The sequence below is a fragment of the Corynebacterium sp. UBA2622 genome, from assembly GCF_002339505.1.
Lineage (GTDB): Bacteria > Actinomycetota > Actinomycetes > Mycobacteriales > Mycobacteriaceae > Corynebacterium.
On the sequence record NZ_DDJO01000002.1, the window covers coordinates 1 to 21,458 of the forward strand.

Genomic DNA, 21,458 nt, shown 5'->3' on the forward strand with positions numbered 1-21,458 from the left:
GCCAGCGCTGCGCCCGAGCTGGCCGCGCCGGACGGCGGGGTGCCCGCGGCGGAGAGTGGCAGTGAAGCCGGACGGGCGGCCGTGGAGGCGGCGAAGGCGCAGCTGGGCACGCCGTACAGCTGGGGAGGCACCGGGCCGGGCGGCTTCGACTGCTCGGGGCTCACCTCCTGGGCTTACCGGCAGGCCGGTGTCGAGCTTCCGCGCATGGCGCACCAGCAGGCCATCGGCCAGCAGGTCCCCTACGACCAGCTCGAACCGGGCGACCTGGCGGTGTGGGACGGCCACGTGGCGATGTACGCCGGTGACGGCATGTACGTCGAGGCGGGAGATCCGGTGCAGCTGAATCCGGTGCGCACCGACAACATCGGGATGACCTTCCTAGGGTTCTGGCGGCCCACCGCCTGACCCTCGCCCCCGCTCCGGTGAATCCCGCGACGTCGCTCCCGGCGGGCAAGCGGCCGTTTAGTAAGGTTTTCCCACATGAGCACCCGCGCTATTCTCCCCGTCAAAATGTCCCTGACCGACGGGGACTTCTACACCCTCTGGGCACCGGCCTGGAAGGAAAACGGAGCCGAGTGGCAGGCGTTTTTGGGCGACGATGAATCGGTCATCGTCTTCACCTCGCCCGAGGAGCNNGGCGCCCCCCCCCCCCGCCACGACCTGAGCGATCATCCCGCGTGGGCGCAGTTCCAGCAGTCGGGTGCGGACCGGGTCGCCCCCGGGGACGACGACTACTACGACATCATCGGCGCGCCGAACTTCCTGGCGGACCGACCCTCCTACACGAACGTCTCCTCGCTGGGCCGGGTGTTCCAGATCTCGCGCTCGCTCGCGGAGGTCGCCGGTGCCGAGCAGGCCCAGATCTTCTTCGCGTCGCACTCCATCCTCAACAACGTCGCCCGCGGCTCCGAGCACTACGCCGGGGAGAACGGGGAGAGCGAATGGTCCGGCGTGGGCCGGGTCGTCCTGGCCAACTGGGAGGATGTCGTCCATTCCCTCGACGGGGCGGTGCGGGTGGCTGACGCGGCCTCGCTCGGCGAGGGTCAGGTCAGCGACGCCGCCTCGCGAATCGCCGCCGCCCAGGAGGCGCGGGAGGAGGAGCGCCGCCTCGCCGCCGAGCGGGAGAAGGCTGCCGCCGAGGATGCGGACCCGTACGACGCATCGGAGTGGGCGAAGGCCGGCATCGACCCGGTCAAGATCACCGTGCAGGGCAAGACCGTTTACACGCTGCGCACCTACCTCGGCGCGGCCCCGGTCTTCCTCGGGCGCTACGGGGAGATCTTCACCTTCCCCTCGGCGAAGCACCTCACACGCTGGATGGTGGAGAACGACGAGCACGACCTTGCGGGCGTGTCCACGTGGCCCGACCTGATGAGCGCCGCCAACGCCGGTGAGCTGGAGGTCAGCGTCCACCCGGACAACTCCTACTCCTTCAACGGCATCGCCGATGACATTCGCAAGGGCCCCGACGCGGTGGACACCGCCCAGATGGGAAAGGCCTACGAGCTCCTCGCGGACGCGGCCGACTGGGCGCGCGATGACTCGCTGAACTCATTCCTGCTGGCCAACCCCCGGATGCAGGACTACCTCGCTTACATGCTCGGCTCCACCGAGCAGGCGGGTTACGTCCCCTCCGCGCCTTTCGACGACAAGGCCGAGGCGTGGCAGGAGATCGAGGACCAGCTGGTCAAGCGCTTCTCCAAGTTCTGACCCTGACCCGCCGACAGGGGGTGCGCGCCGCGGGGTTACAGGCCGGCGGTGCCGAACATCCAGCCGATGCCGAAGGTCACGCCCAGACCGATCGCGCCGCCGATGACGAGGCGCAGCACCGCCCGCTTCGCATCGGCATCGCCGATCTTCGCGGAGACCGCGCCCGTGATGGCCAGGGCGATGAGGGTGACGATGAAGGTCGACGCCACGCGCATCGATGACGGGGGCAGGAGCACCGCCGCCATGGGCAGCAGGGAGCCGAGGAAGAAACTGATGAAGGACGCGATCGCGGCCGACCAGGGGCTGACGATGTCCTCCTCGTCGATGCCGTAGTGCATCTTCAGGTGCGCCTTGAGGGGGTTCTTCTCCGTCATCTCGGCGGCCACCTGCGTCGCCGTCTCCCTGCTCAGCCCGTCGCGGACGTAGCCCTCCACAAGGTGCTCGAACTCGCCGCTCGGGTTGTTCTGGTGCAGCAAGGTTTCCTTGGCGATGTACGCCCGCTCCGTGTCGCGCTGCGAGGAAACCGAGACGTACTCCCCCAGCGCCATGGAGACGGCGCCGCCGATCACGGCGGCGATGCCGGCGGTGGCGATGTTGCGGATGTCGGAGGTGGCACCCGCCACGCCGACCACCACGGCTGCCGTGGACACGATGCCGTCGTTTGCGCCGAGAACCGCGGCGCGCAGTTTATTGAGCCGCTCGTTCAGGCCGGAAGAGGTGGGTTCTGCTGTTCTCATGGAGTCAGGTGTACTGCATCCGTGGACGCGTCCGCAAGCAAGGAAAGCCTTAGTTTCCGCAGGTAGAACGCGTTTTAGTGCAGCCAATCCTCACACCCGGCAATCGTGCGGGGCGCCGGCGCGGGTTGCTCGGCTTTCCTGCACCGCCTCCGCGTAGAATCACGCGGGATGCACACCCAGACCGTCGCCCGCGCCCTTGCCGTCCCCCTTACCGCCGTTCTGCTCGCCGCCCCCGCCGCGCATGCCCGGGGCGAGACAGCCGAGCCCACTCCGCAGGCCCCGGTGACAGTGCCTCCAACGGGTGGCACGCCCGTGCTCGACCCCGGTTCAGATTCGGGTGACGCAAGCCGCGGACACTACGAGGGAGAAAACTTCGTGCACGCGCCGCGCACCGCCGCCCCCGACACAAACTCCTGCCCCCAAGCCACCTGGCCGCCGCAACCCGTCTCCACCTCCGAAGCTGCACCCGCCGGAAGCAGCCCTACGCCGTTGCCGGTGACCTACCAAGGGCCGTGCGGCGTGACCGTCCCGGCGGGCTTCAACGTGGACGACACCGTCCTCGCCTCCGCTTTCCTCGTCGCCGATATCGATTCGGGCGACATCCTCGCGATGAAGGACCCTCACGGGCGCTACCGCCCCGCCTCCATCATCAAGGTGCTGCTGGCGCTCGTCGCCATCGACGAACTGCCACTTGACAAGGTCGTCACCGCCAGCGCCGAGACCGCCTCCCAGGAGGGCTCCCTGGTGGGCCTGGTGGAGGGCGGCACCTACACCGTCGACGACCTCCTCCACGGCCTGCTGCTCGCCTCGGGAAACGACGCGGCGCACGCCCTGGCACAGGAGCTCGGCGGGGACGCCGCGGCGGGCCAGAAGGTCAACGCCCTGGCCCAGCGCCTCGGGATGCGCGACACCCGGGCGGTGTCCTACTCCGGCCTCGACGCCCCCGGGATGTCCTCCTCGGTCTACGACCTGGGTCTCGCGTACCAGGCCGCGTTCCGCAACCCAACCTTCGCCCGGATCGTGGACACGGACTACTACGATTTCCCGGGCCACGCGGACCTTCCCGGCTACCAGGTGTGGAACGACAACCATCTCTACCTCGAGGACCCCGAGGGGATCGGCGGCAAGACCGGTTACACCGATGACGCAAACCACACCTTCGTCGGCGCCGTGAACCACGACGGGCGGCGGCTGGTGGCGGTGCTCCTGGACACGACCTCGGACAAGGCCCGCCCCTGGGAGCAGGCCCAGCGGCTCCTGCACGAGTCCTACCGTTTCACCGACGCACAGGGCGTCGACAAGCTGGGGGCTAGCTCACCCGCCGGTGCCACCCAGGTAACGGAAACGGCCACCCCGGGGAGTTCCTCGGAACCCTCCGCGGTGGCCGGCGGGGCTGATCACGCACCCACCCCCTGGCGCTCCGTGGCGATCGTGGCCGGGGTGGTCGGTGCAGCGCTGCTGGCGCTTGCCCTTAGTCTCGCTTCAAGAGCGAGAGCGCGCCGACGCCGATAGCACCGGCTGCGGCGCCCAGGCTGAGCAGCTTTCCGCCCGCACCCTGGTGGCGGGCACGCTGCGTCGCAGCACCCACGCGCACGTTGATCACGGCGGGCTCGGGAACCTCGACGGGCGCGGCGGCGAGGGATTCGGGAGTGGTCGCCGTCCAGGCCGAGACGTAGAGCACCACTCGCCAGATGAGGTAGAGCACGACCATCAGGGCGATGATCGGGCCGAAGATCGCGCCGGCCGGGTTGTTCGTCGCCGAGGAGATGATGAGGGTGGCGAACTGCTTGATCACCTCGAAGAGCACTGCGCCGATGGCGGCGCCCTTCAGGCCAGATTTGACCGGCACCTTGGTGCGTGGCATGAAGAGAACCAGCCACGCCATGACCAGGTAGTTTGCCAGGAGGCCGGCGGCCAGGCCGATCAGCCACACCACGGCGCGCGCACCCGGGAAGTTGCCGACGTGGAACTGGTCCATGAGGTCCGTGGTGTAGTGGGAGGTGCCGACGGCGGTGACACCGAAGGCGAGAACCAGCAGGACGATCAGCCCGATAAGACCCAGGAGGTCCCACAGCTTCTTCACCAGGAAGTTGCCGCCCTCGTCACCGGCGACCTTCCACATGGCGGAAATGCCGACGCGCAGGTGGTTCATCCAGCCGAGACCGGACCAGAGCGTCGTCAGCAAACCGATGCCCGCGACGGCGCCGCGCTGGTCGATGGCGGAGTCGACGAGGCCGGAGAGAACCTCCCCCACGTCGCCGCCCACCGAGGTGCCGATCTGGTCCCGCACCTGCATGAGCATGTCCGGGCGGGCGGCGAGGAAGAATCCCAGCCCGGCGAAGATCAGCATCGTGAGCGGAAACAGCGCGAGGACGGAGAAGTAGGTGATGCCCGCGGCGAGCTGGTTGCCGTCCTGGGCGGTGTAGCGCTCGTTCATCTTCATCAGGTGGGCGAGGAACGGCGCCTTGCCGGTGACCTTGTCCACGGCACCCTTCTGCTGCTGCTTGCGGGAGCGCTCGATGCCCTGCTCATCCATGTACGCCTTGCGCGGCGCCGTCGCTGTTTCCATGGGTTTCTCCTAAGTTTCGTGTGTAGCCGCACCTAATCGTAGAGGAAGTTCCCCCGCGGCCCACCCCTACCGCTTCGGCGCGAGGAAACCCACGCGCTCGTAGACCTGCGCGAGCAGCGGGGCTGCGATGCCGCGGGCCCGCTCCGCGCCCGCGGCCAGAATGCCCTCCAGCTCGGCGCGGTCGGCCATGAGTTCGTCGTAGCGGGCGCGCAGCGGGGTGGTGAACGCCTCGAGCGCGTCGGCAGTGTCCGTCTTCAGGGCGCCGTAGCCCTTGCCGTCATAACCGGCGACGAGGGTGTCGATAGGCGTACCTGTGAGGGCGGACTGGATGGCCAGGAGGTTGGACACGCCGGGCTTTGCGGCCTTGTCGTAGGCTATGACGCCGTCGTTGTCCGTCACGGCGGACTTGATGCGCTTCGCGGAGGTCTTCGGGTCGTCCAGCAGGTTGATCAGGCCCTTGGGGTTGGCCCCGGACTTGCTCATCTTCGCGGTGGGCTCCTGCAGGTCCTGGATCTTCGCCGCCCCCTCGGGGATGAAGCCCTCCGGAACAACGAACGTCGCGCCGAACCGGGAGTTGAAGCGCTCCGCCAGGGTGCGGGTCAGCTCGAGATGCTGGCGCTGGTCCTCCCCCACCGGGACGAGCTGCGGGGAGTAGAGCAGGATGTCGGCGGCCATGAGCATCGGGTAGGTGAACAGGCCTACGGTGGTGCGGTCCTGGCCCTGCTTCGCGGACTTGTCCTTGAACTGCGTCATGCGCGAGGCCTCGCCGAAGCCGGTGATGCACTGCAGCACCCAGGTCAGCTCGGCGTGCTCCGGAACGTGGGACTGGACGAAGAGCGTGGACTTGGCCGGATCGATGCCGAGAGCGATGAGCTGCGCGCAGCCCTTCAAGGTGCGCTCGCGCAGCTCCTCCGGGTTCTGCTCCACGGTGATGGCGTGGAGATCCGGGATGAAGTAGAAAGCGTCGTAACCGTCTTGGAGGTCGATCCACTGCTTCAGCGCCCCGAGGTAGTTGCCCAGGTGGTACGAGTCCGCGGTGGGCTGGATTCCGGAAAGTACGCGCTGCTTCTCAGTCATGCTTCCCGATTCTAAACGGTGGGCCGGGCNNCCCGCCGTAGGCTGGCCCGCAATGGTTTGCCCACCGGAAGGACACCGATGAGACAGTTCGTCCACCCGCGCCACCGCGCGCCCGCGGCCGCCGGCGTCCTGCTCGCCGCCGCCCTGACCACCCTCGGCCGCCTCATCCCCGCCGGTTCAGCCACCACCTGGACCTTCGTAGCTGCCCTCGTCCTCGCCGTGCTCGCGGGATTCTTGGCGCGGTTCCGCCCGACAGGGCAGCACGCTTACCGACGCTTCCTCCCCGGCGCATTCGCCTTCATCGCCCTCTCCTCGGCCGCCGCCGCGCTGACAGGAACGATGGCGGCGGTGGCGCGGATGACCCGTGACCCCATGTACTCCGTCCTCGATGACATTTTCATCGCCGCCCACGAGGCGGGCTTCGTCATGGGTGACATCGGGGTCCCCTACGTGTCCGAGCCACCCGCGGCCACCGCCGGGGAAATCCTCTCCATATTCATTCTCCTTCTGTTCGCCCTGGCGGTGGCGGGAATCTTCGGGGCGGCCGTCGGGGTGTCTCGCGGCAGCGCACGCCCCCTCGGGGTTCTCGCTGGGTCTGCGGTCGCGGCCGTCGCCGCTGCGACCGCCACGGCGGTGCTGCTTGCGAGCTGGGTGCCCTTCGTCTGGCTGCCGATCTACGCCCTGGGGGCGGGTTCCGCAATCGTTCTTGCGGGTTCCGCATGGGTCCTCGCCCGAGGGCCGCAGTAGCCCCCGGGGCCGGTTACTCCCCCGAGCCGCGCGTGCGGCGGAACTGCTTCAACCCCCGGTACGCCCGGCGCGCCCCGGGGATCTTCCGGCCCCGCTCGTAGACGTAGCCCCTGACCTCCTCGCGCGGGTTGCGCGTTTTGACCTCGTCCTCGTCGTACTCGTAGATGGGCAGACCCCACCCCTTCTTCAGCGAGACCAGGCGGGTACCCAGCACGACGGCCACGGTGGCCAGGACGATGATCCAGCCCGTCACTCCCAGCCACATGAGAGCCCACCACACGATCGTGCCGATCACCGCGGTGGAGGCGTACATCTCGTGGCGGAACACGAGCGGGATGCGGTCGGAAAGTACGTCGCGCATCACGCCGCCGGAGACACCGGTGGTCACGGCGGCCACGCAGCAGATGAGGAAACCGTGCCCCTGCGACAGCGCGACCTGGATACCCACGACCACGAACGCCGCCAGACCGATCGCGTCGGCGACGAGGAAGAAGCGGCGCAGCTGATACATCAACCAGCTCAACCGCACCGTGAGCACGGAGGCGATGATCACCACCCACAGGTAGCGCGGCTCCTCCACCCATGTCAGCGGGTACGCGCCGAGGAGGATGTCGCGCACCGTGCCGCCCCCGAGGGCCGTCAGGGCACCGAGGGCTACCACCCCGAACCAGTCCATGCGCATCCGCCCGGCGGTCACCGCTGCGGTCATTGCCTCGGCGATGATGCCGACAACGAAGAGGACCTTGATCAGCGCGGAAACGTCGAAACCGTGCATCAGCTGTACGTCACCAGCAGGGGCGAGTGGTCGGACCAGCGCTGTTCCACCGTCGGGGCCTTGTCCACCCACGTGTGCGTCGCGCTCTCGTGCATCTCCGCGGTGGCCGCCTGGTAGTCGATGCGCCATCCGGCATCGTTGTTGAAGGCCTGCCCCCGGTAGGTCCACCACGTGTAGGGGGCGTCGTCGGGCCGGAGCCTCCGGGCGACATCGAACCACTTCGGCTCCGCCGCGGCTTCACGATGCCCCTCCGACACGTACTCCACGGCCCCCGCCCAGCCGTACTCCAGCTTCGCCTCGAGATCCTGCGCCTCGTCATCGGGGAACGTGCCGAACACCGCGTCCATGAAGGCCCGCTCGTCGGGGAGGAAGCCCGACTTGGTGCGGTTGGTGCGCCAGTTCTTCAGGTCCTCCCGGCGGTGGCAGATGTTCCAGTCCCCTCCGATGACCATGCGCGGGTGGCGCTCGGCCCACTCGTGCAGCAGCACCTCGAAGCGGTCGAGGAAGGCGTACTTCTCGTCCTGCTTCGCGGTGCCGGCCGAGCCGGAGGGGAGATAGAGGGAGGCGACGCGGGTGCCGTCGAGAAGCGAGCCGGCGATGAACCTGCCGGCGTCCTCGAATCCCGGAATGCCGATCTCGACGTCGGTGAGGGGCTCGCGGCTGAGGATGCCCACCCCGGCCCGGCCCTTCGCACCCGGCGTCTCGGCGGGCGCGACGACGAGGTGCCAGCCGTTGTGCAGCGCGGGATGCAGCGCCTCGACGGCCTGCGGGCCGGAGGCGCGGACCTCCTGGAGGAGGACGACGTCGGCCTCCGTCTCCTTCAACCACGCCAGCATCCCCCGGTTGTTGTCGCTGCGAACCTTCGTGGCCGCGCGGATCCCGTTGACGTTGACGGACGCGATGGTGAGACTCATGCCGAACACCCTACAGACCGGTCCGGCAGGCTCCGAAGACGGCGGTGACGCACCTCATACCACACTGGAGGGCCGGGTAAAGGTATTCTGTTCTTTTGGATTGTCACCAGACACTTAGAGGAGCAAAATAGTGGCCAAAATTATCTGGACGCGCACCGACGAAGCACCGCTGCTCGCCACCTACTCGCTGAAGCCGATTGTCGAGGCCTTCGCCTCCAACGCGGGCGTCGACGTGGAAACCCGCGACATCTCCGTCGCGGGCCGCATCCTGTCCCTGTTCCCGGAGCGCGTCCGGGATGAGGCGTACGCCCACGACGCCCTCGCCGAGCTCGGTGAACTGACGATGAGCCCCGAGGCGAACATCATCAAGCTGCCGAACATCTCCGCCTCCCTGGTCCAGCTGAAGAAGGCCATCGCCGAGCTTCAGTCCAAGGGCTTCGACATCCCGAACTACCCGGATAACCCCACCACCGACGACGAGCGGGAGATCCAGGAGCGCTACAAGACGGTCACCGGCTCCGCCGTCAACCCGGTCCTGCGCCAGGGCAACTCCGACCGCCGCGCGCCGGAGGCCGTGAAGAACTACACGCGCAAGCACCCCCACACCATGGGCGAGTGGTCGAAGGATTCGAAGACCAACGTGGCCACCATGGACGACAACGACTTCCGCCACAACGAGAAGTCCGTGGTCATGGACTCCGACGACACCCTGACCATCAAGCTGGTCAAGGCCGACGGCTCCGAAGAGATCCTCAAGCCCGAGCTGAAGGTGCTCGCTGGCGAGGTCATCGACGGCACGTTCATGTCCGCCAAGGCCCTCGACGCGTTCCTCCTCGACGCCATCAAGCGCGCCAAGGAGGAGGGTGTCCTCTTCTCCATCCACCTCAAGGCCACCATGATGAAGGTCTCCGACCCCATCATGTTCGGCCACGTGGTGCGCGCCTACTTCAAGGACGTCTACGACACCTACGGCGACGAGCTCCTCGCAGCCGGCCTCGACGGTGAGAACGGCCTCGGCGCCATTCTCGACGGCCTGGCCAACCTGGACAACGGCGACGAGATCCGCGCAGCCTTTGACAAGGCGCTTGCCGACGGCCCCGAGCTCGCGATGGTGAACTCCTCGCGCGGCATCACCAACCTGCACGTTCCCTCCGACGTTATCGTGGACGCCTCCATGCCGGCGATGATCCGCACCTCCGGGCACATGTGGAACGCCGACGACCAGGAGCAGGACACCCTCGCCACCCTGCCGGATTCCTCCTACGCTGGCATCTACCAGGTTGTCATCGACGACTGCCGTGAGAACGGCTCCTTCGACCCGGCCACCATGGGTACCGTCCCCAACGTCGGTCTCATGGCGCAGAAGGCCGAGGAGTACGGCTCCCACGACAAGACCTTCAAGATCTCCGCCGACGGCACCGTCCAGGTGGTCAACTCCGCCGGCGACGTGCTCATCTCCCACGACGTGGAGGCCGGTGACATCTGGCGCGCCTGCCAGACCAAGGACGCGCCGATCCAGGACTGGGTCAAGCTCGCCGTGGACCGCGCCCGCAAGTCCGGCATGAAGACCATCTTCTGGCTCGACGAGCAGCGCGCCCACGACCGCAACCTCATCGGCCTGGTGCAGAAGTACCTCAAGGACCACGACACCGACGGCCTGGACATCTCCATCGCCTCCCCCGTCGAGGCCACCCGCACCTCCATCCAGCGCATGCGCGCGGGCGAGGACACCATCTCCGTCACCGGCAACGTGCTGCGCGACTACAACACGGATCTCTTCCCGATCCTCGAGCTGGGCACCTCCGCGAAGATGCTCTCCATCGTGCCCCTTATGGCGGGCGGCGGGCTCTTCGAGACCGGCGCAGGCGGCTCCGCCCCGAAGCACGTGCAGCAGCTGCAGGAGGAGAACCACCTGCGCTGGGACTCCCTCGGTGAGTTCCTGGCGCTGGCGGAATCCTTCCGCATGGAGGCTGACCACGGCAACGCGAAGGCGGGTGTGCTCGCCTCCGCTCTGGACAAGGCCACGGAGACCCTCCTCGACGAGGGCAAGTCCCCCTCCCGCAAGGTCAACGAGATCGACAACCGCGGCTCGCACTTCTACCTCGCCCTCAACTGGGCCGAGGAGCTGGCGAAGCAGACCGAGGATGCGGAGATCGCCTCGACGTTCGCGCCCGTCGCCGAGGCCCTGCGCGAGAACGAGGCCGGCATTGCCGAGGATCTTCTCGCGGTCCAGGGCAAGCCCGCCGACCTCGGCGGTTACTACCTGCCCAACGACGCCATGACCTCCGCCGTCATGCGCCCGTCGGAGACCTTCAACAAGATCATCGACGGGATGGCCAAGTAGGTTGTTCTGGTGAAGGTGCCCCCGGTCTTCGGCCGGGGGCACCTGTTTTTTGCGGGGTGTTCGGGGCCGTGACTGGCCGTGACTGGCACAAATGAGCGCCTATAAATGAACTCCCCCGGTGAATGCTCGATGACAACCGGGGAATACCTCAGGAAGTAATAGCCGGCGTTGGCGGTGCGTTTCTTCCGGTTGAACTCCCGCTGCCGGGTGCGCTCTGCCTCCGGCCCGCGATACTTCACCGCGCCGTCGATCTCTATGATCAGCCAGTCCTCCACCAGAATGTCGGCCCTGAACCCGCAGATGGGGTGCTGGACACGGATGGGCCCGATGCCCGCCTGAATGAGCAGGCCGCGGGCGAGGGACTCGTACGGGGAGTCGGACACGGCGACGGAGTGCTCCACGCAACGCCTCACCGTCGCTATGCCCTTGACCCGCCCCATGGAGGCGACCGCCGAACGGATGTCCGCGAAGGAGACAGCATTCCGCCGCAGCCAGTCGGCGCCGACCAATCCCTCCAAAAACCCGTGGTACCGGGCGATATCCGCGAAGGTCCGCACCGGTGTCGAAACAGCGACACCTTCAGCGGTATCGACTTCCCCCTCAACCAAACCGGAGCGGCGGAAGGTGTGCCGGCCATCCCCTGCCCGCAACGGCGACGACCCTCTGCCGCGGAGGGTGAGTTCAATCGTTTCGGGGGCGAGGGGAACAACCCACATGCCCAGCAGCCTGGCGGCGGATCGCCCGACCAGAACCGCCCCCCTGCTGGTGCGGCCCGCCGCGTACACCTCCAGCCAGCGTCTCTCGTGATCGGAGAGCGATACCCACCGCTCCAGCGGAACGACCACCCGGCGGGCCACCTCAACCATCAAACCCGAGGCCACCGCGTCCCACACATGCGCGTCGGCACGGTCCACCTCCCGGAGGTTCACCACGAGCCCACGAAGTTCGCCACGTTCAACCCCCATGCCCCATTAGACCCCTCGGTCCACCTCCGGGTTCCCCAGCCGATTTATATTCACACAAACCGCCAGCTCAGACCCGTTAGTAGACAGCTTGGTACACAGCATCCGTGACTCCGGTTACATTGTGGCCATGGCGAAATACGACAACACACAAGCAGCCGAGTGGGGATTCGACACCCGCTCGATCCACGCGGGCCAGGCCGTCGACTCCGACCACGGTGCCCGCAACCAGCCGATCTACATGACGTCGTCGTACGTGTTCGAGGACGCGCAGCACGCCGCGAACCGCTTCGACCTCTCGGACCCGGGGCCGATCTACACGCGCATCACCAACCCGACGCAGCAGGCGCTCGAGGACCGGATCGCCAGCCTCGAGGGTGGCGTGGCCGCCGTCGCCTTCGCATCGGGCATGGCCGCGGAGACCGCGGCGATCACCACCCTTGCATCGGCGGGAGACCACATCGTCACCTCCCCGCGCCTCTACGGCGGGACGGAGACCCTGTTCGGTGTCACGCTGAAGCGCCTGGGCATCGACGTCACCTTCGTCGACAACCCCGACGACCCGGAGTCGTGGCAGGCGGCGGCCCGGCCGAACACCCGGGCGTTCTTCGGCGAGACCTTCGGCAACCCGGTCGCGGACGTGCTGGACATCCCGGCCGTGGCGGAGGTCGCGCACCGCAACGGTGTGCCGCTCATCGTGGACAACACCGTTGCGACCGCAGCCCTGATCCGCCCCCTCGAGCACGGTGCGGACATCGTCATCGCGTCCACCACGAAGTTCTACACCGGCAACGGCGCCGCCATCGGCGGTGTGCTCGTCGACGGAGGGACATTCGACTGGACCGTCGAGCGCGACGGCGCCCCAGTCTTCCCCTACTTTGTCACCCCCGACCCCGCCTACCACGGCCTGAGGTACGCGGACCTGGGTGAGGCCGCCTTCGCCGTGAAGGCGCGGGCGGGGACGCTTCGTGACACGGGCGCCGCCATCTCCCCCTTCAACGCCTGGGTCGCCCTGCAGGGTCTGGACACCCTCGGCCTTCGCCTCGAGCGCCACAACGAGAACGCCCGGCAGGTCGCGGAGTTCCTCGCCCGCCACGAGAAGGTGGCCGGCGTGAACTATGCGGGCCTGCCCGATTCGCCCTACCGCGCCACCAAGGAGAAGCTCGGCCTGCGCCACACCGGCGCGGTGCTCTCCTTCGACATCGCCGGTGACCCCGACGACCGAACGCGGGCCTGGGCGTTCATCGACGCGCTCAAGCTCCACTCCAACCTGGCCAACATCGGCGACGTCCGCTCCCTGGTGGTGCACCCGGCCTCGACGACGCACTCGCAGTCCGATGCCGCGGGCCTGAAGCGCGCGGGAATCACGCAGGCCACGGTGCGCCTGTCGGTGGGCATCGAGGACATCCGGGACATCATCGCCGACCTGGAACGCGGCTTCGCGGCCATCTAGCAGCCATGGCAGCGTTGCACACGGTGGGGATAGGGGACTTCCGGACGGAGGCGGGGGCGTCGATAAGCGGTGCGCACATTGCTTACCGACGCTGGGGTGACCCGGGCCGCGACGTCCTGCTGGTCGAGCACGCGCTGACCGGGGACTCCGATGCCGCCGAGTGGTGGAGCGGGGCGATCGGGCCGGGAAAGGCGCTGGACACGGACCGGTGGTGCGTGATCTGCACCAATGCCCTGGGCTCGTGCTACGGCTCGACCGGCCCCGCCAGCGGGCACCCGGACGGAGGCGTGTGGGGCTCGCGCTTCCCCGCCGTGTCCATCCGCGACCAGGTCCGCGCCGAGCGCGAGGCACTGAAACGCCTCGGGGTCACCCGCGTCCATGCGGTGCTCGGCGGCTCGATGGGCGGGGCGCGCACCCTCGAGTGGACGCTCATGTACCCGGAGGCCGTCGCGTTCTCCTGCGTCATCGCGGTCTCGGCGCGCGCCAGCGCCTGGCAGATCGGCATCCAGGAGGCGCAGATCTCGGCCATTACCCGCGACCCTGACTGGCTCGGCGGGGACTACCACGGCACCGGCCGCTCCCCCGGTGCCGGCCTCGCGGCGGCGCGGCGGCTGGCCCACCTGACGTACCGCGGCGAACTGGAGATCGACGAGCGCTTCGGCACCGCCCCGCAGCCCGGGGAGAACCCGCTGGGCCCGTACCGCCGCGCGGACCAGCGCTTCGCGGTGCAGAGCTACCTCGACCACCAAGGGCGCAAGCTCGTCGAGCGTTTCGACGCCGGCTCCTACGTCACCCTCACGGAGGCGCTCAACCGCCACGACGTCGGCCGGGGCCGGGGCGGGCTGAACAAGGCGCTCGCCTCGTCCACGGTGCCGACGATGGTGGTGGGCGTGGACACCGACATCCTCTACCCCTACCACCAGCAGGAACACATCTCCCGCAACCTGGGAAACCTACTCGCGATGGCGAAGCTGTCCAGCCCCGTGGGCCACGACGCGTTCCTCGTGGAGGAACGGCAGATGGACCGGATCCTGCGCCGCTTCATGGCCCTCACGGAGGCGGGTATCTAGCTCCCCAGCGCGTCGACCGAGCCCGCCAGGAACATCATGGCGGCGCCGAGGGCGGAGCAGAACAGGGTGTCGAAGCGCCTCGAGCGCACGGCCACCAGCCCGATGACCTGCGAATCGCAGGCATAGCGCAGCACGGCGAGCCAGACCAGCGCGGCCCCGAGCGTGAAGGTGGCGCGCCGCCAGTGCTCGGTGGCGGAAAACAGCGCGGAAAGCGCGAACCCCACGACAAAGACCGCCGCCGCCACGCGCTGGGCCCACAGGGGCAGCGGCGAGCGGGGGTTGTCTATGTCGTGGGGGTTGTCCAGGGAAAGCCCCCCGGGGGCGTTAAACAAGCTGCTCTGCACGCTCCACGATGTTGCGGACCAGGAAGGTGCGGGTCATCGGGCCCACCCCGCCCGGGTTCGGGGAGACCCACGCGGCCTTCTCCCACACGTCCGGGTGCACGTCACCGACGGTCTTGCCGTCCACGCGGGAGACCCCGACGTCGAGAACCGCCGCGCCCTCCTTGACCATGTCCGCGGTGATCATGTGCGGCTTGCCGGCCGCGGCGATGATCACGTCCGCCCGGCGCGTCTCCGCGGCGAGATCCTTCGTGCCGGTGTGGCACAGCACGGTGGTGGCGTTGACCTTCTTGGTGGTCAGCATCAGGGAAATCGGCCGGCCCACGGTCACGCCGCGGCCGATGACGCAGACGATCGCCCCGTTCAGCTCCACGCCGAAGCGTTCGAGGAGCTGGATCGAGCCGTTCGGGGTACACGGCAGCGGGGCGGGCTCGTTGAGCACGAGCTTGCCCAGGTTGACCGGGTGGAGGCCGTCGGCGTCCTTGTCCGGGTCGATGAGCTCGAGGATGCGGTTTTCATCCAGGTGCTTCGGAAGCGGCAGCTGAACGATGTAGCCGGTGACGGCCGGGTCGTTGTTCAGGTCGTCGATAAGCTTCTCCAGCTCCTCCTGCGTGGTGTCGCCCGGCAGCTCCTTCATGATGGACGCGATGCCGAGCTCGGCGCAGTCGCGGTGCTTCATGCGCACGTAGTTCTGGCTCGCCGGATCCTCGCCGACCAGCACCGTGGCCAGCCCCGGCGTGACCCCCCTCGCCTTCAGCGCCTTCACGCGCTGCTTCAGGTCCGCGAAAATCTCCTCGCGGTAGAGCTTGCCGTCCAATGTCTTCGCAGTCACGCCCACCATCCTAGACTTGGGGCCCGTGTGCGCACTCCACGTCATCTTCGACAACCCGGTGATTCCGCCCAACACGGGCAACGCCATCCGCATGTGCGCCGGGACGGGTGCGACGCTGCACCTCGTCGAGCCGCTCGGCTTCGACCTCAGCGAGAAGCACCTGCGCCGCGCCGGGCTGGACTACCACGACCTCGCGCACGTCGTCGTCCACGCCGACATCGACGCATGCTTTGCGACGCTCCCGGGCGCGCGCATCTTCGCCTTCACCACCCAGGCCACGACCCGCTACCACGACGTGGCCTACCGTGACGGCGACGCCCTGCTCTTCGGCACCGAGCCGACGGGCCTGCCCCGCGAGCACTCCCACCACCCCCGCGTGACGAAGCGGCTGCGGGTGCCGATGCTGCCCGGGCGGCGCTCCATGAACCTCTCCAACACCGCCGCCGTGGCCACCTACGAGGCCTGGCGGCAGCTCGGATTCGCGGGCGGGGTTTAGAAGCGGGGGCTAGAGTTTCGCGAGCGCCTGCATCTGCTCGACGCGCCCCAGCGGCCCGCGGAGGTCGTGGAGCGTGGTGGACGTGACGCCCGCGCCGGCGGGCCCCCACCTGTTGCTCGCCTCGAGCCCGGTCCACTCCCCCTCGGGGTGCCGGTACATGTGCACCGTCAGGTCGACGTTGGGGAAGGCCCACTCGCGGGGGCTGCGCTTGGCGGTGACACCGTTTGCCGTGTCGATGCGGCTGAAGTACTCCGCCAGGGCGATGCGCTCGTCCGCGTCGACGATCCGGGTGGGCGAGGTGAACCAGGCGAAGAACTCCCCCTCCGGCAGGCCCGTGACCTTCCGGCCCGTGAGCTGGCGGATGTAGCCGCCGTCCCAGGTGTCGGAGAAGCGCTGGTCGTCGCACTCATCCGGCAGGGGGAATGTCTGCGCGGCAGGATCGGCGACGTCAGCGGTGTCCTGCGGGGCTAGGTACCAGATGCGCGCGACGACGGCCGGGCGACCCGCCAGCTCGACCGTCACCTCCACCAGCTCAATCTTCTTGCCGGGGCGGAGGGTCTCCACGCTCACCCGCGCCTCCTCCAGCGGCAGGCGGCCCAGGATGTCGTACGACACGCGCGCCAATTTCTTAGTATCGCCCTCCGGGCGGCAGCGCTCGGCGACGTGGACCACCAGGCCGGCCAACGCGGCGAAGTGGTAATCCTCGGGCGACCATGCGCCCTCGCAGTTGATGGTGGGCGCGTAGGTGTCGGTGCCGGTGCGGGTGAAGTAGTGCTCCTCTGCCATGTGCGGCGTCCTTTCTTTGGGCGGGTCGCCTAAACCGTGATATCACGTTCTGGCCCGAGCCGCGGGTGTTTCCCCAGGTCGCGCGGCGCCGGTTCCCGTAAAGCGTGATATCGCGCCCGGCGGGGTGGGTCGCCTAAACCGTGATATCACGTTCCGGCCCCAATCGCGGGCGTTTCCTCAGGTCGCGCGGCGCCGCTCACCGCAAAGCGTGATATCACGCCCGGCGGGGCGGGTCGCCTAAACCGTGATATCACGTTCTGGCCCCAACCGCGGGTGTTTCCCCAGGTCGCGTGGCGCCGATTCCCGTAAAGCGTGATATCAGGCCCGGCGGGGTGGGTCGCCTAAACCGTGATATCACGTTCCGGCCCCAATCGCGGGCGTTTCCCCAGGTCGCGTGGCGCCGATACCCGCAAAACGTGATATCACACCCGGCGGGCCCGGCACAGCCACCCCCGGCCACGGGCCCGCCGCTACCGGAAGTCCCGCGAGCCACGCGAGAGCCACTCCCCCATCTCCAGCGGCTCCAGCCGGTCGGCCACCACGTTGACGGCCCCGGTCGCGTTCTGCACCATCCCGCGCACGATCAGCGCCTTGGCGGTACGGGCCACCACGCGGTGCCGGTTCCACAGACCGGGCGAGACCATCACGTTGATCAGGCCCGTCTCGTCCTCCATTCCGAAGAACGTCACGCCGGAGGCGGTCTGGGGGCGCTGGCGGTGCGTGACCACGCCGGCGACGCGGACGCGCGAGCCGTCCTCGGCGGTGGGGAGGGCCCGGGCGGGGAGGATGCCGTCGCGAAGCAATGCCTCTCGCAGCAGCTCGAGCGGCTGCTTGTCGGGGGTCACGCCCGTCGCGGCGATGTCGGCGGCCATCAGTTCGAAGGCGTTCAGGCCGGGCAGAGCGGGCGCGTCGATGGCGGACAGCCCCGGTAGCATGCCCTCGCGCTCGGTCGCGGCGATGCCCGCCTGCCAGAGAGCTTGCCGACGCTCCACGCCGAACCCCTCCAGCGCCCCGGCGCGCGCGAGCGCCGCCACCTGGTCGACCGTGAGGTCGGCCCGGCGCGCCAGGTCGGGGATGCCCGTGAACGGCTGGGCGGCCTCGACGCGGTCGGCGGCATCGGCACCCAGTCCCTTGACCAGGTTCATCCCCAGCCGAATGGTCGCGTTGTCGATGCAGCGCGCCTCGGTGCCGGAGTCGTTGACGCTGACGGGCAGGACCTCGATGCCGTGGCGGCGCGCGTCCTGGATCAGCGACTGCGGCGAGTAGAAGCCCATCGGCTGGGCGCGCAACAGGCCGACGCAGAACTGGGCCGGGTAGTAGCGCTTGAACCAGGCCGAGAAGTACACCAGGGAGGCGAAGGACTGGGAGTGCGACTCGGGGAAGCCGTAGGCGGCGAAGGCGACGATCTTGGTCCACAGCTTCTCCGCCGTGCCCCGTTCAATGCCGTTGGTCTCCAGGCACCCGCGGAAGAACCTGGCCTTCAGCGCCGCCATCTTCTCCGGGGAGCGCTTCGAGCCCATGGCGCGGCGCAGGGCGTCAGCCTCCCTGCCGGTGAAACCGGCGGCGTCCACGGCGATCTGCATGAGCTGCTCCTGGAACAGGGGCACGCCGAGCGTCTTGCCCAGCGACTTCTCCAGCACCGGGTGGTCGTACTCCACCGCCTCCTTGCCGTCGCGGCGGCGCAGGTAGGGGTGGACGGATCCGCCCTGGATCGGGCCGGGGCGGATGAGGGCGACCTCAACGACGAGGTCGAAGAAACACCGGGGTTTGAGACGCGGCAGGGTGGAGAGCTGGGCGCGCGACTCCACCTGGAACACGCCGACGGCGTCGGCGCGGCAGAGCATGTCATAGACCGAGTCGTCCGCGAGGTCGAGCTCCCACAGGTTCACGGTGCGCCCGGTGGTGTCGCGCACGAGGTCGATCATGTGGTGCAGGGCCTCCAGCATGCCCAGGCCGAGCAGGTCGAACTTGACCAGGCCGGCGGAGGCGCAGTCGTCCTTGTCCCACTGCACCACCGAGCGGTTTTCCATGCGCGCCCACTCCACGGGCACGACATCGGCGATGGGGCGGTCGCAGATGACCATGCCGCCGGAGTGGATGCCCAGGTGCCGCGGCTGCCCCTTGAACTGCTCGGCCAACTGCGCCACCGCTTCCGGGGGTTCCTCGATACCCTTGGACCAGGAGTCGGCCGCACCCTGGGCGTACCCAAGCGCGCGGGCGGCGTCGCGGATCGCGCCCTTGGTGCGGTAGGTGATCACGTTGGCCACCTGGGCCGCGTTGTCGCGCCCGTAGGTGGCGTAGACGTACTGGATCACCTCCTCGCGGCGGCCGGATTCGATGTCGAGGTCGATGTCGGGCGGGCCGTCACGGTCCGGGGAGAGGAAGCGCTCGAAGAGGAGCCCGGCCGAGATGGGCTCGGCGTTGGTGATGCCGAGGGAGAAGCAGACAGCCGAGTTGGCGGCCGAGCCCCTCCCCTGGCAGAGGATGTTCTCCCTGCGGCAGAAGTCCACCAGGTCGTGGACGATGAGGAAGTAACCGGGGAAGTTGAGCTGCTCGATGACCTCCAGCTCGTAGTCGATCTGCGCCAGGGCGCGTTCGCGGATGCCCGCCGGGCGGGGCGCGTAGCGCACGGCGGCAGCCGCCAGCGTCTCCTCCCGCAGCCAGCTCATCTCGTCGTGGCCGGCGGGGGTGGGAAAGCGCGGTAGCTCGGGGGCCACCAGGTTGAGGGTGAAGGCGCACTGGCGCGCCAGCTCGACGGAGGCCTCCAACTTCGCCTCGCTACCCGGACACAGGGCCAGCAGCTGCGCCCCGGAACGCAGCCAGTTCGCACCCATCGGGTGGAGCTGGCCGTGGGCGGCCGCCAGCGACTCCCGGCGCGCGAGGGCGCGCTTGGCGGCCGCGAGACGGGCGCCGTCGCGGGTGGCGGCGGCGGGGGCCGCGGTGATGATGGCCGGGATGTGCGGAAAGCGGTCGAGCGCGGCATGGTGGTCGGCGTCCTCGGGGGTCATGGAGACCTCGTACTCCCTGACCACTCGGTCTACTCCGAATAAATCGACCAGGTGATCGATTTCACCCGCCCATGCCCACCCGGCCAGCACGGTGCACGTGCCGTCCAACTCGGCGGCGATCAGCTCCAGCGGCGGGTAGGCCACCAGGTCCTTCTCCCGGGTGGACATGTGGGCCCGGGCCATGAGGTGCGACAGGCGGCGGTAGCCCTCCGGGCCGCGCGCGATGACGGGGAGGATGCGCCGGCCCCCGGAGGCGTCGGTGAGCGTGAGCTCCGCGCCGAAGACGGTGGCGATGCCTGCCTCGGCGGCGGCCTCCGCGAACTTCACGGCCCCGTAGAAACCGTCTCTGTCCAGCAGCGCGAGGGCCCCCACCCCCAGTTGGGCGGCGCGGGCGACAAGGTCGGCGGGGTCGCTCGCCCCGTCCAGGAAGCTGAAGGAGGATACCGCGTGCAGCTCGGCGAAGGGGACGGCGGCTTCCCGGGGGGCCGGTGGGGCGTCGTGAAGCGGGCGGGTGTGGTTGACCGGGACGGGCTCGGGCCCCGGGCGGCCGGAGAGGATGCGCTCCAGGCGCGACCATGAGAGCGCCTCCCCGCCGTGGAATCTCATGGGGACACCATAGCATTGTTTCGATAATGTGTTCGAACAGGGGGAAAACGGGTCGGGCGACCGAAATAGACTAAGCGGTATGCAAGATGATAGGTTCGCTTGCAACGTCGACAACACCACGAAAAACACAGGGAGAAGACATGAAACTCAAGCGCGTCATCGCCACGGTGGCAGCGGCCGCCATCGCCGGCACCGGCCTCACCGCCTGCTCCGGCGACTCGAAATCCGGCAACGCCTCCGGCAAGGAGGACACCATCAGGATCGGCACCACCGACGCCGACCAGCAGGCGTGGTCCGTCTTCTCCGACCTCGCGGCGGACCAGGGCATCAAGCTCGACATTGTCTCCTTCTCCGACTACGCCCCCGTCAACGAGGCCCTGGCCCAGGGCGAGCTGGACGTGAACAAGTTCCAGCACATCAAGTACCTCGCCGAGTACAACGCCAGCTCCGGCAACGACCTCAAGGTCGTCGGCTCCACCGAGATCGTCCCGCTCGCGCTGTTCTGGAAGGATCACACCTCCCTCGACGGCATCGACGGCAAGGAGGTCGCCGTGCCGAACGACTCCTCCAACCAGGGCCGCGCCATCAACGTGCTCGCCCAAGCCGGCCTGGTCACCCTGAAGAAGGATGTCGAGGACCCGCTGACCCCGACGCCGGCGGACATCGACAGGGGCGCCTCCAAGGTCTCCGTCGTCCCCGTCGACGCCTCCCAGACCCCCTCCACCTACAACGAGGGCCGCCCCTCCATCATCAACAACACCTGGCTGGACCGCTCCGGCATCGACCCCTCCCTGGCCGTCTTCCAGGACGATCCGAACTCCCCCGAGGCCGAGCCCTACATCAACGTCTTCGCCGCCAAGTCCGACCGCGTCGATGACGAGAAGCTGAACAAGCTCGTCGAGATCTGGCACGACCCGAAGGTCGCCGAGGCTGTCGCGCAGGACTCCAAGGGCACCTCCGTGCCGGTCAAGCGCGACAAGGCGGAGCTCAACCAGGTGCTCGAGAAGCTGCAGAACAAGTAACCCCGGCTG

At 68.5% G+C, this 21,458-nt stretch carries 19 protein-coding genes; 9 read left to right on the top strand and 10 right to left on the bottom strand.

What is annotated here, in order from left to right:
- Together B3611_RS00470 and B3611_RS00475 are read left to right on the top strand one after the other, a co-directional pair.
- Positions 1–405, top strand: a 405-nt coding sequence (locus tag B3611_RS00470; RefSeq protein WP_291313124.1) for a C40 family peptidase, incomplete at its 5' end; no start/stop codon positions are given.
- A gap of 75 nt (positions 406–480) precedes the next feature.
- Positions 481–1,710 (top strand): hypothetical protein, encoded by a 1,230-nt coding sequence (locus B3611_RS00475; protein WP_291313125.1) that lies wholly within the window; start codon positions 481–483, stop codon positions 1,708–1,710.
- 35 nt (positions 1,711–1,745) lie between these two features.
- Here the strand turns inward: B3611_RS00475 and B3611_RS00480 are convergent, their stop codons facing one another.
- On the bottom strand, positions 1,746–2,447 hold the full coding sequence (locus tag B3611_RS00480) for a VIT1/CCC1 transporter family protein (RefSeq protein ID WP_291313126.1): 702 nt from the start codon (positions 2,445–2,447) through the stop codon (positions 1,746–1,748).
- Positions 2,448–2,615: 168 nt separating this feature from the next.
- Here B3611_RS00480 and B3611_RS00485 point away from each other — a divergent pair, with 168 nt between their 5' ends.
- On the top strand, positions 2,616–3,959 hold the full coding sequence (locus B3611_RS00485; protein WP_291313127.1) for a D-alanyl-D-alanine carboxypeptidase family protein: 1,344 nt from the start codon (positions 2,616–2,618) through the stop codon (positions 3,957–3,959).
- On the opposite strand, the gene B3611_RS00490 is transcribed toward B3611_RS00485, so the two are convergent.
- Positions 3,919–5,016, bottom strand: coding sequence for a YhjD/YihY/BrkB family envelope integrity protein (locus B3611_RS00490; RefSeq protein WP_291313128.1), 1,098 nt, complete (start codon positions 5,014–5,016; stop codon positions 3,919–3,921). The two genes, B3611_RS00485 and B3611_RS00490, sit on opposite strands and share 41 nt — an antisense overlap.
- A gap of 66 nt (positions 5,017–5,082) precedes the next feature.
- A complete protein-coding gene (trpS, locus tag B3611_RS00495) occupies positions 5,083–6,093 on the bottom strand; it encodes a tryptophan--tRNA ligase (RefSeq protein WP_291313129.1) in 1,011 nt (336 codons plus the stop codon).
- Positions 6,094–6,171: 78 nt separating this feature from the next.
- On the opposite strand from trpS, the gene B3611_RS00500 reads away from it, so the two are divergent.
- Positions 6,172–6,840, top strand: coding sequence for a hypothetical protein (locus B3611_RS00500; protein ID WP_291313130.1), 669 nt, complete (start codon positions 6,172–6,174; stop codon positions 6,838–6,840).
- A gap of 13 nt (positions 6,841–6,853) precedes the next feature.
- Here the strand turns inward: B3611_RS00500 and B3611_RS00505 are convergent, their stop codons facing one another.
- Both B3611_RS00505 and B3611_RS00510 read right to left on the bottom strand, forming a co-directional pair.
- A complete protein-coding gene (locus B3611_RS00505; RefSeq protein ID WP_291313131.1) occupies positions 6,854–7,615 on the bottom strand; it encodes a trimeric intracellular cation channel family protein in 762 nt (253 codons plus the stop codon).
- Entirely contained in the window at positions 7,615–8,529 is a 915-nt protein-coding gene (locus B3611_RS00510; protein WP_291313132.1) for an exodeoxyribonuclease III, read from the bottom strand. Before B3611_RS00510 ends, B3611_RS00505 begins: the two co-directional genes overlap by 1 nt.
- A 130-nt stretch (positions 8,530–8,659) precedes the next feature.
- On the opposite strand from B3611_RS00510, the gene B3611_RS00515 reads away from it, so the two are divergent.
- Positions 8,660–10,873: an NADP-dependent isocitrate dehydrogenase gene (locus B3611_RS00515; RefSeq protein WP_291313133.1), complete on the top strand. Its 2,214-nt coding sequence runs from the start codon at positions 8,660–8,662 to the stop codon at positions 10,871–10,873.
- Here B3611_RS00515 and B3611_RS00520 read toward each other — a convergent pair.
- A complete protein-coding gene (locus tag B3611_RS00520; RefSeq protein WP_291313134.1) occupies positions 10,789–11,838 on the bottom strand; it encodes a hypothetical protein in 1,050 nt (349 codons plus the stop codon). The genes B3611_RS00515 and B3611_RS00520 overlap by 85 nt on opposite strands.
- Before the next feature lie 127 nt (positions 11,839–11,965).
- Here B3611_RS00520 and B3611_RS00525 point away from each other — a divergent pair, with 127 nt between their 5' ends.
- Complete coding sequence (locus B3611_RS00525; RefSeq protein ID WP_291313135.1) at positions 11,966–13,288, top strand: O-acetylhomoserine/O-acetylserine sulfhydrylase; 1,323 nt, start codon at positions 11,966–11,968, stop codon at positions 13,286–13,288.
- Positions 13,289–13,293: 5 nt separating this feature from the next.
- Positions 13,294–14,358 (top strand): homoserine O-acetyltransferase MetX, encoded by a 1,065-nt coding sequence (gene metX / locus B3611_RS00530; RefSeq protein ID WP_291313136.1) that lies wholly within the window; start codon positions 13,294–13,296, stop codon positions 14,356–14,358.
- On the opposite strand, the gene B3611_RS00535 is transcribed toward metX, so the two are convergent.
- Together B3611_RS00535 and B3611_RS00540 are read right to left on the bottom strand one after the other, a co-directional pair.
- Complete coding sequence (locus B3611_RS00535; protein WP_291313137.1) at positions 14,355–14,702, bottom strand: DUF3017 domain-containing protein; 348 nt, start codon at positions 14,700–14,702, stop codon at positions 14,355–14,357. The genes metX and B3611_RS00535 overlap by 4 nt on opposite strands.
- A complete protein-coding gene (locus B3611_RS00540) occupies positions 14,683–15,531 on the bottom strand; it encodes a bifunctional methylenetetrahydrofolate dehydrogenase/methenyltetrahydrofolate cyclohydrolase (RefSeq protein ID WP_291313138.1) in 849 nt (282 codons plus the stop codon). The genes B3611_RS00535 and B3611_RS00540 overlap by 20 nt, the downstream gene beginning before the upstream one ends.
- 25 nt (positions 15,532–15,556) lie before the next feature.
- Between B3611_RS00540 and B3611_RS00545 the strand changes: the two genes are divergently transcribed.
- The gene (locus B3611_RS00545) at positions 15,557–16,027 is read left to right on the top strand and encodes a tRNA (cytidine(34)-2'-O)-methyltransferase (RefSeq protein WP_291313139.1); all 471 of its coding nucleotides are present in this window, start codon (positions 15,557–15,559) and stop codon (positions 16,025–16,027) included.
- Between the two features lie 9 nt (positions 16,028–16,036).
- On the opposite strand, the gene B3611_RS00550 is transcribed toward B3611_RS00545, so the two are convergent.
- On the bottom strand, positions 16,037–16,813 hold the full coding sequence (locus tag B3611_RS00550) for a thioesterase family protein (RefSeq protein ID WP_291313140.1): 777 nt from the start codon (positions 16,811–16,813) through the stop codon (positions 16,037–16,039).
- A 470-nt stretch (positions 16,814–17,283) separates the two neighbouring features.
- On the bottom strand, positions 17,284–20,427 hold the full coding sequence (locus B3611_RS00555) for an error-prone DNA polymerase (protein WP_291313141.1): 3,144 nt from the start codon (positions 20,425–20,427) through the stop codon (positions 17,284–17,286).
- A 140-nt stretch (positions 20,428–20,567) separates the two neighbouring features.
- Here B3611_RS00555 and B3611_RS00560 point away from each other — a divergent pair, with 140 nt between their 5' ends.
- A complete protein-coding gene (locus B3611_RS00560; RefSeq protein ID WP_291313142.1) occupies positions 20,568–21,449 on the top strand; it encodes a MetQ/NlpA family ABC transporter substrate-binding protein in 882 nt (293 codons plus the stop codon).
- Positions 21,450–21,458 lie beyond the last annotated feature (9 nt).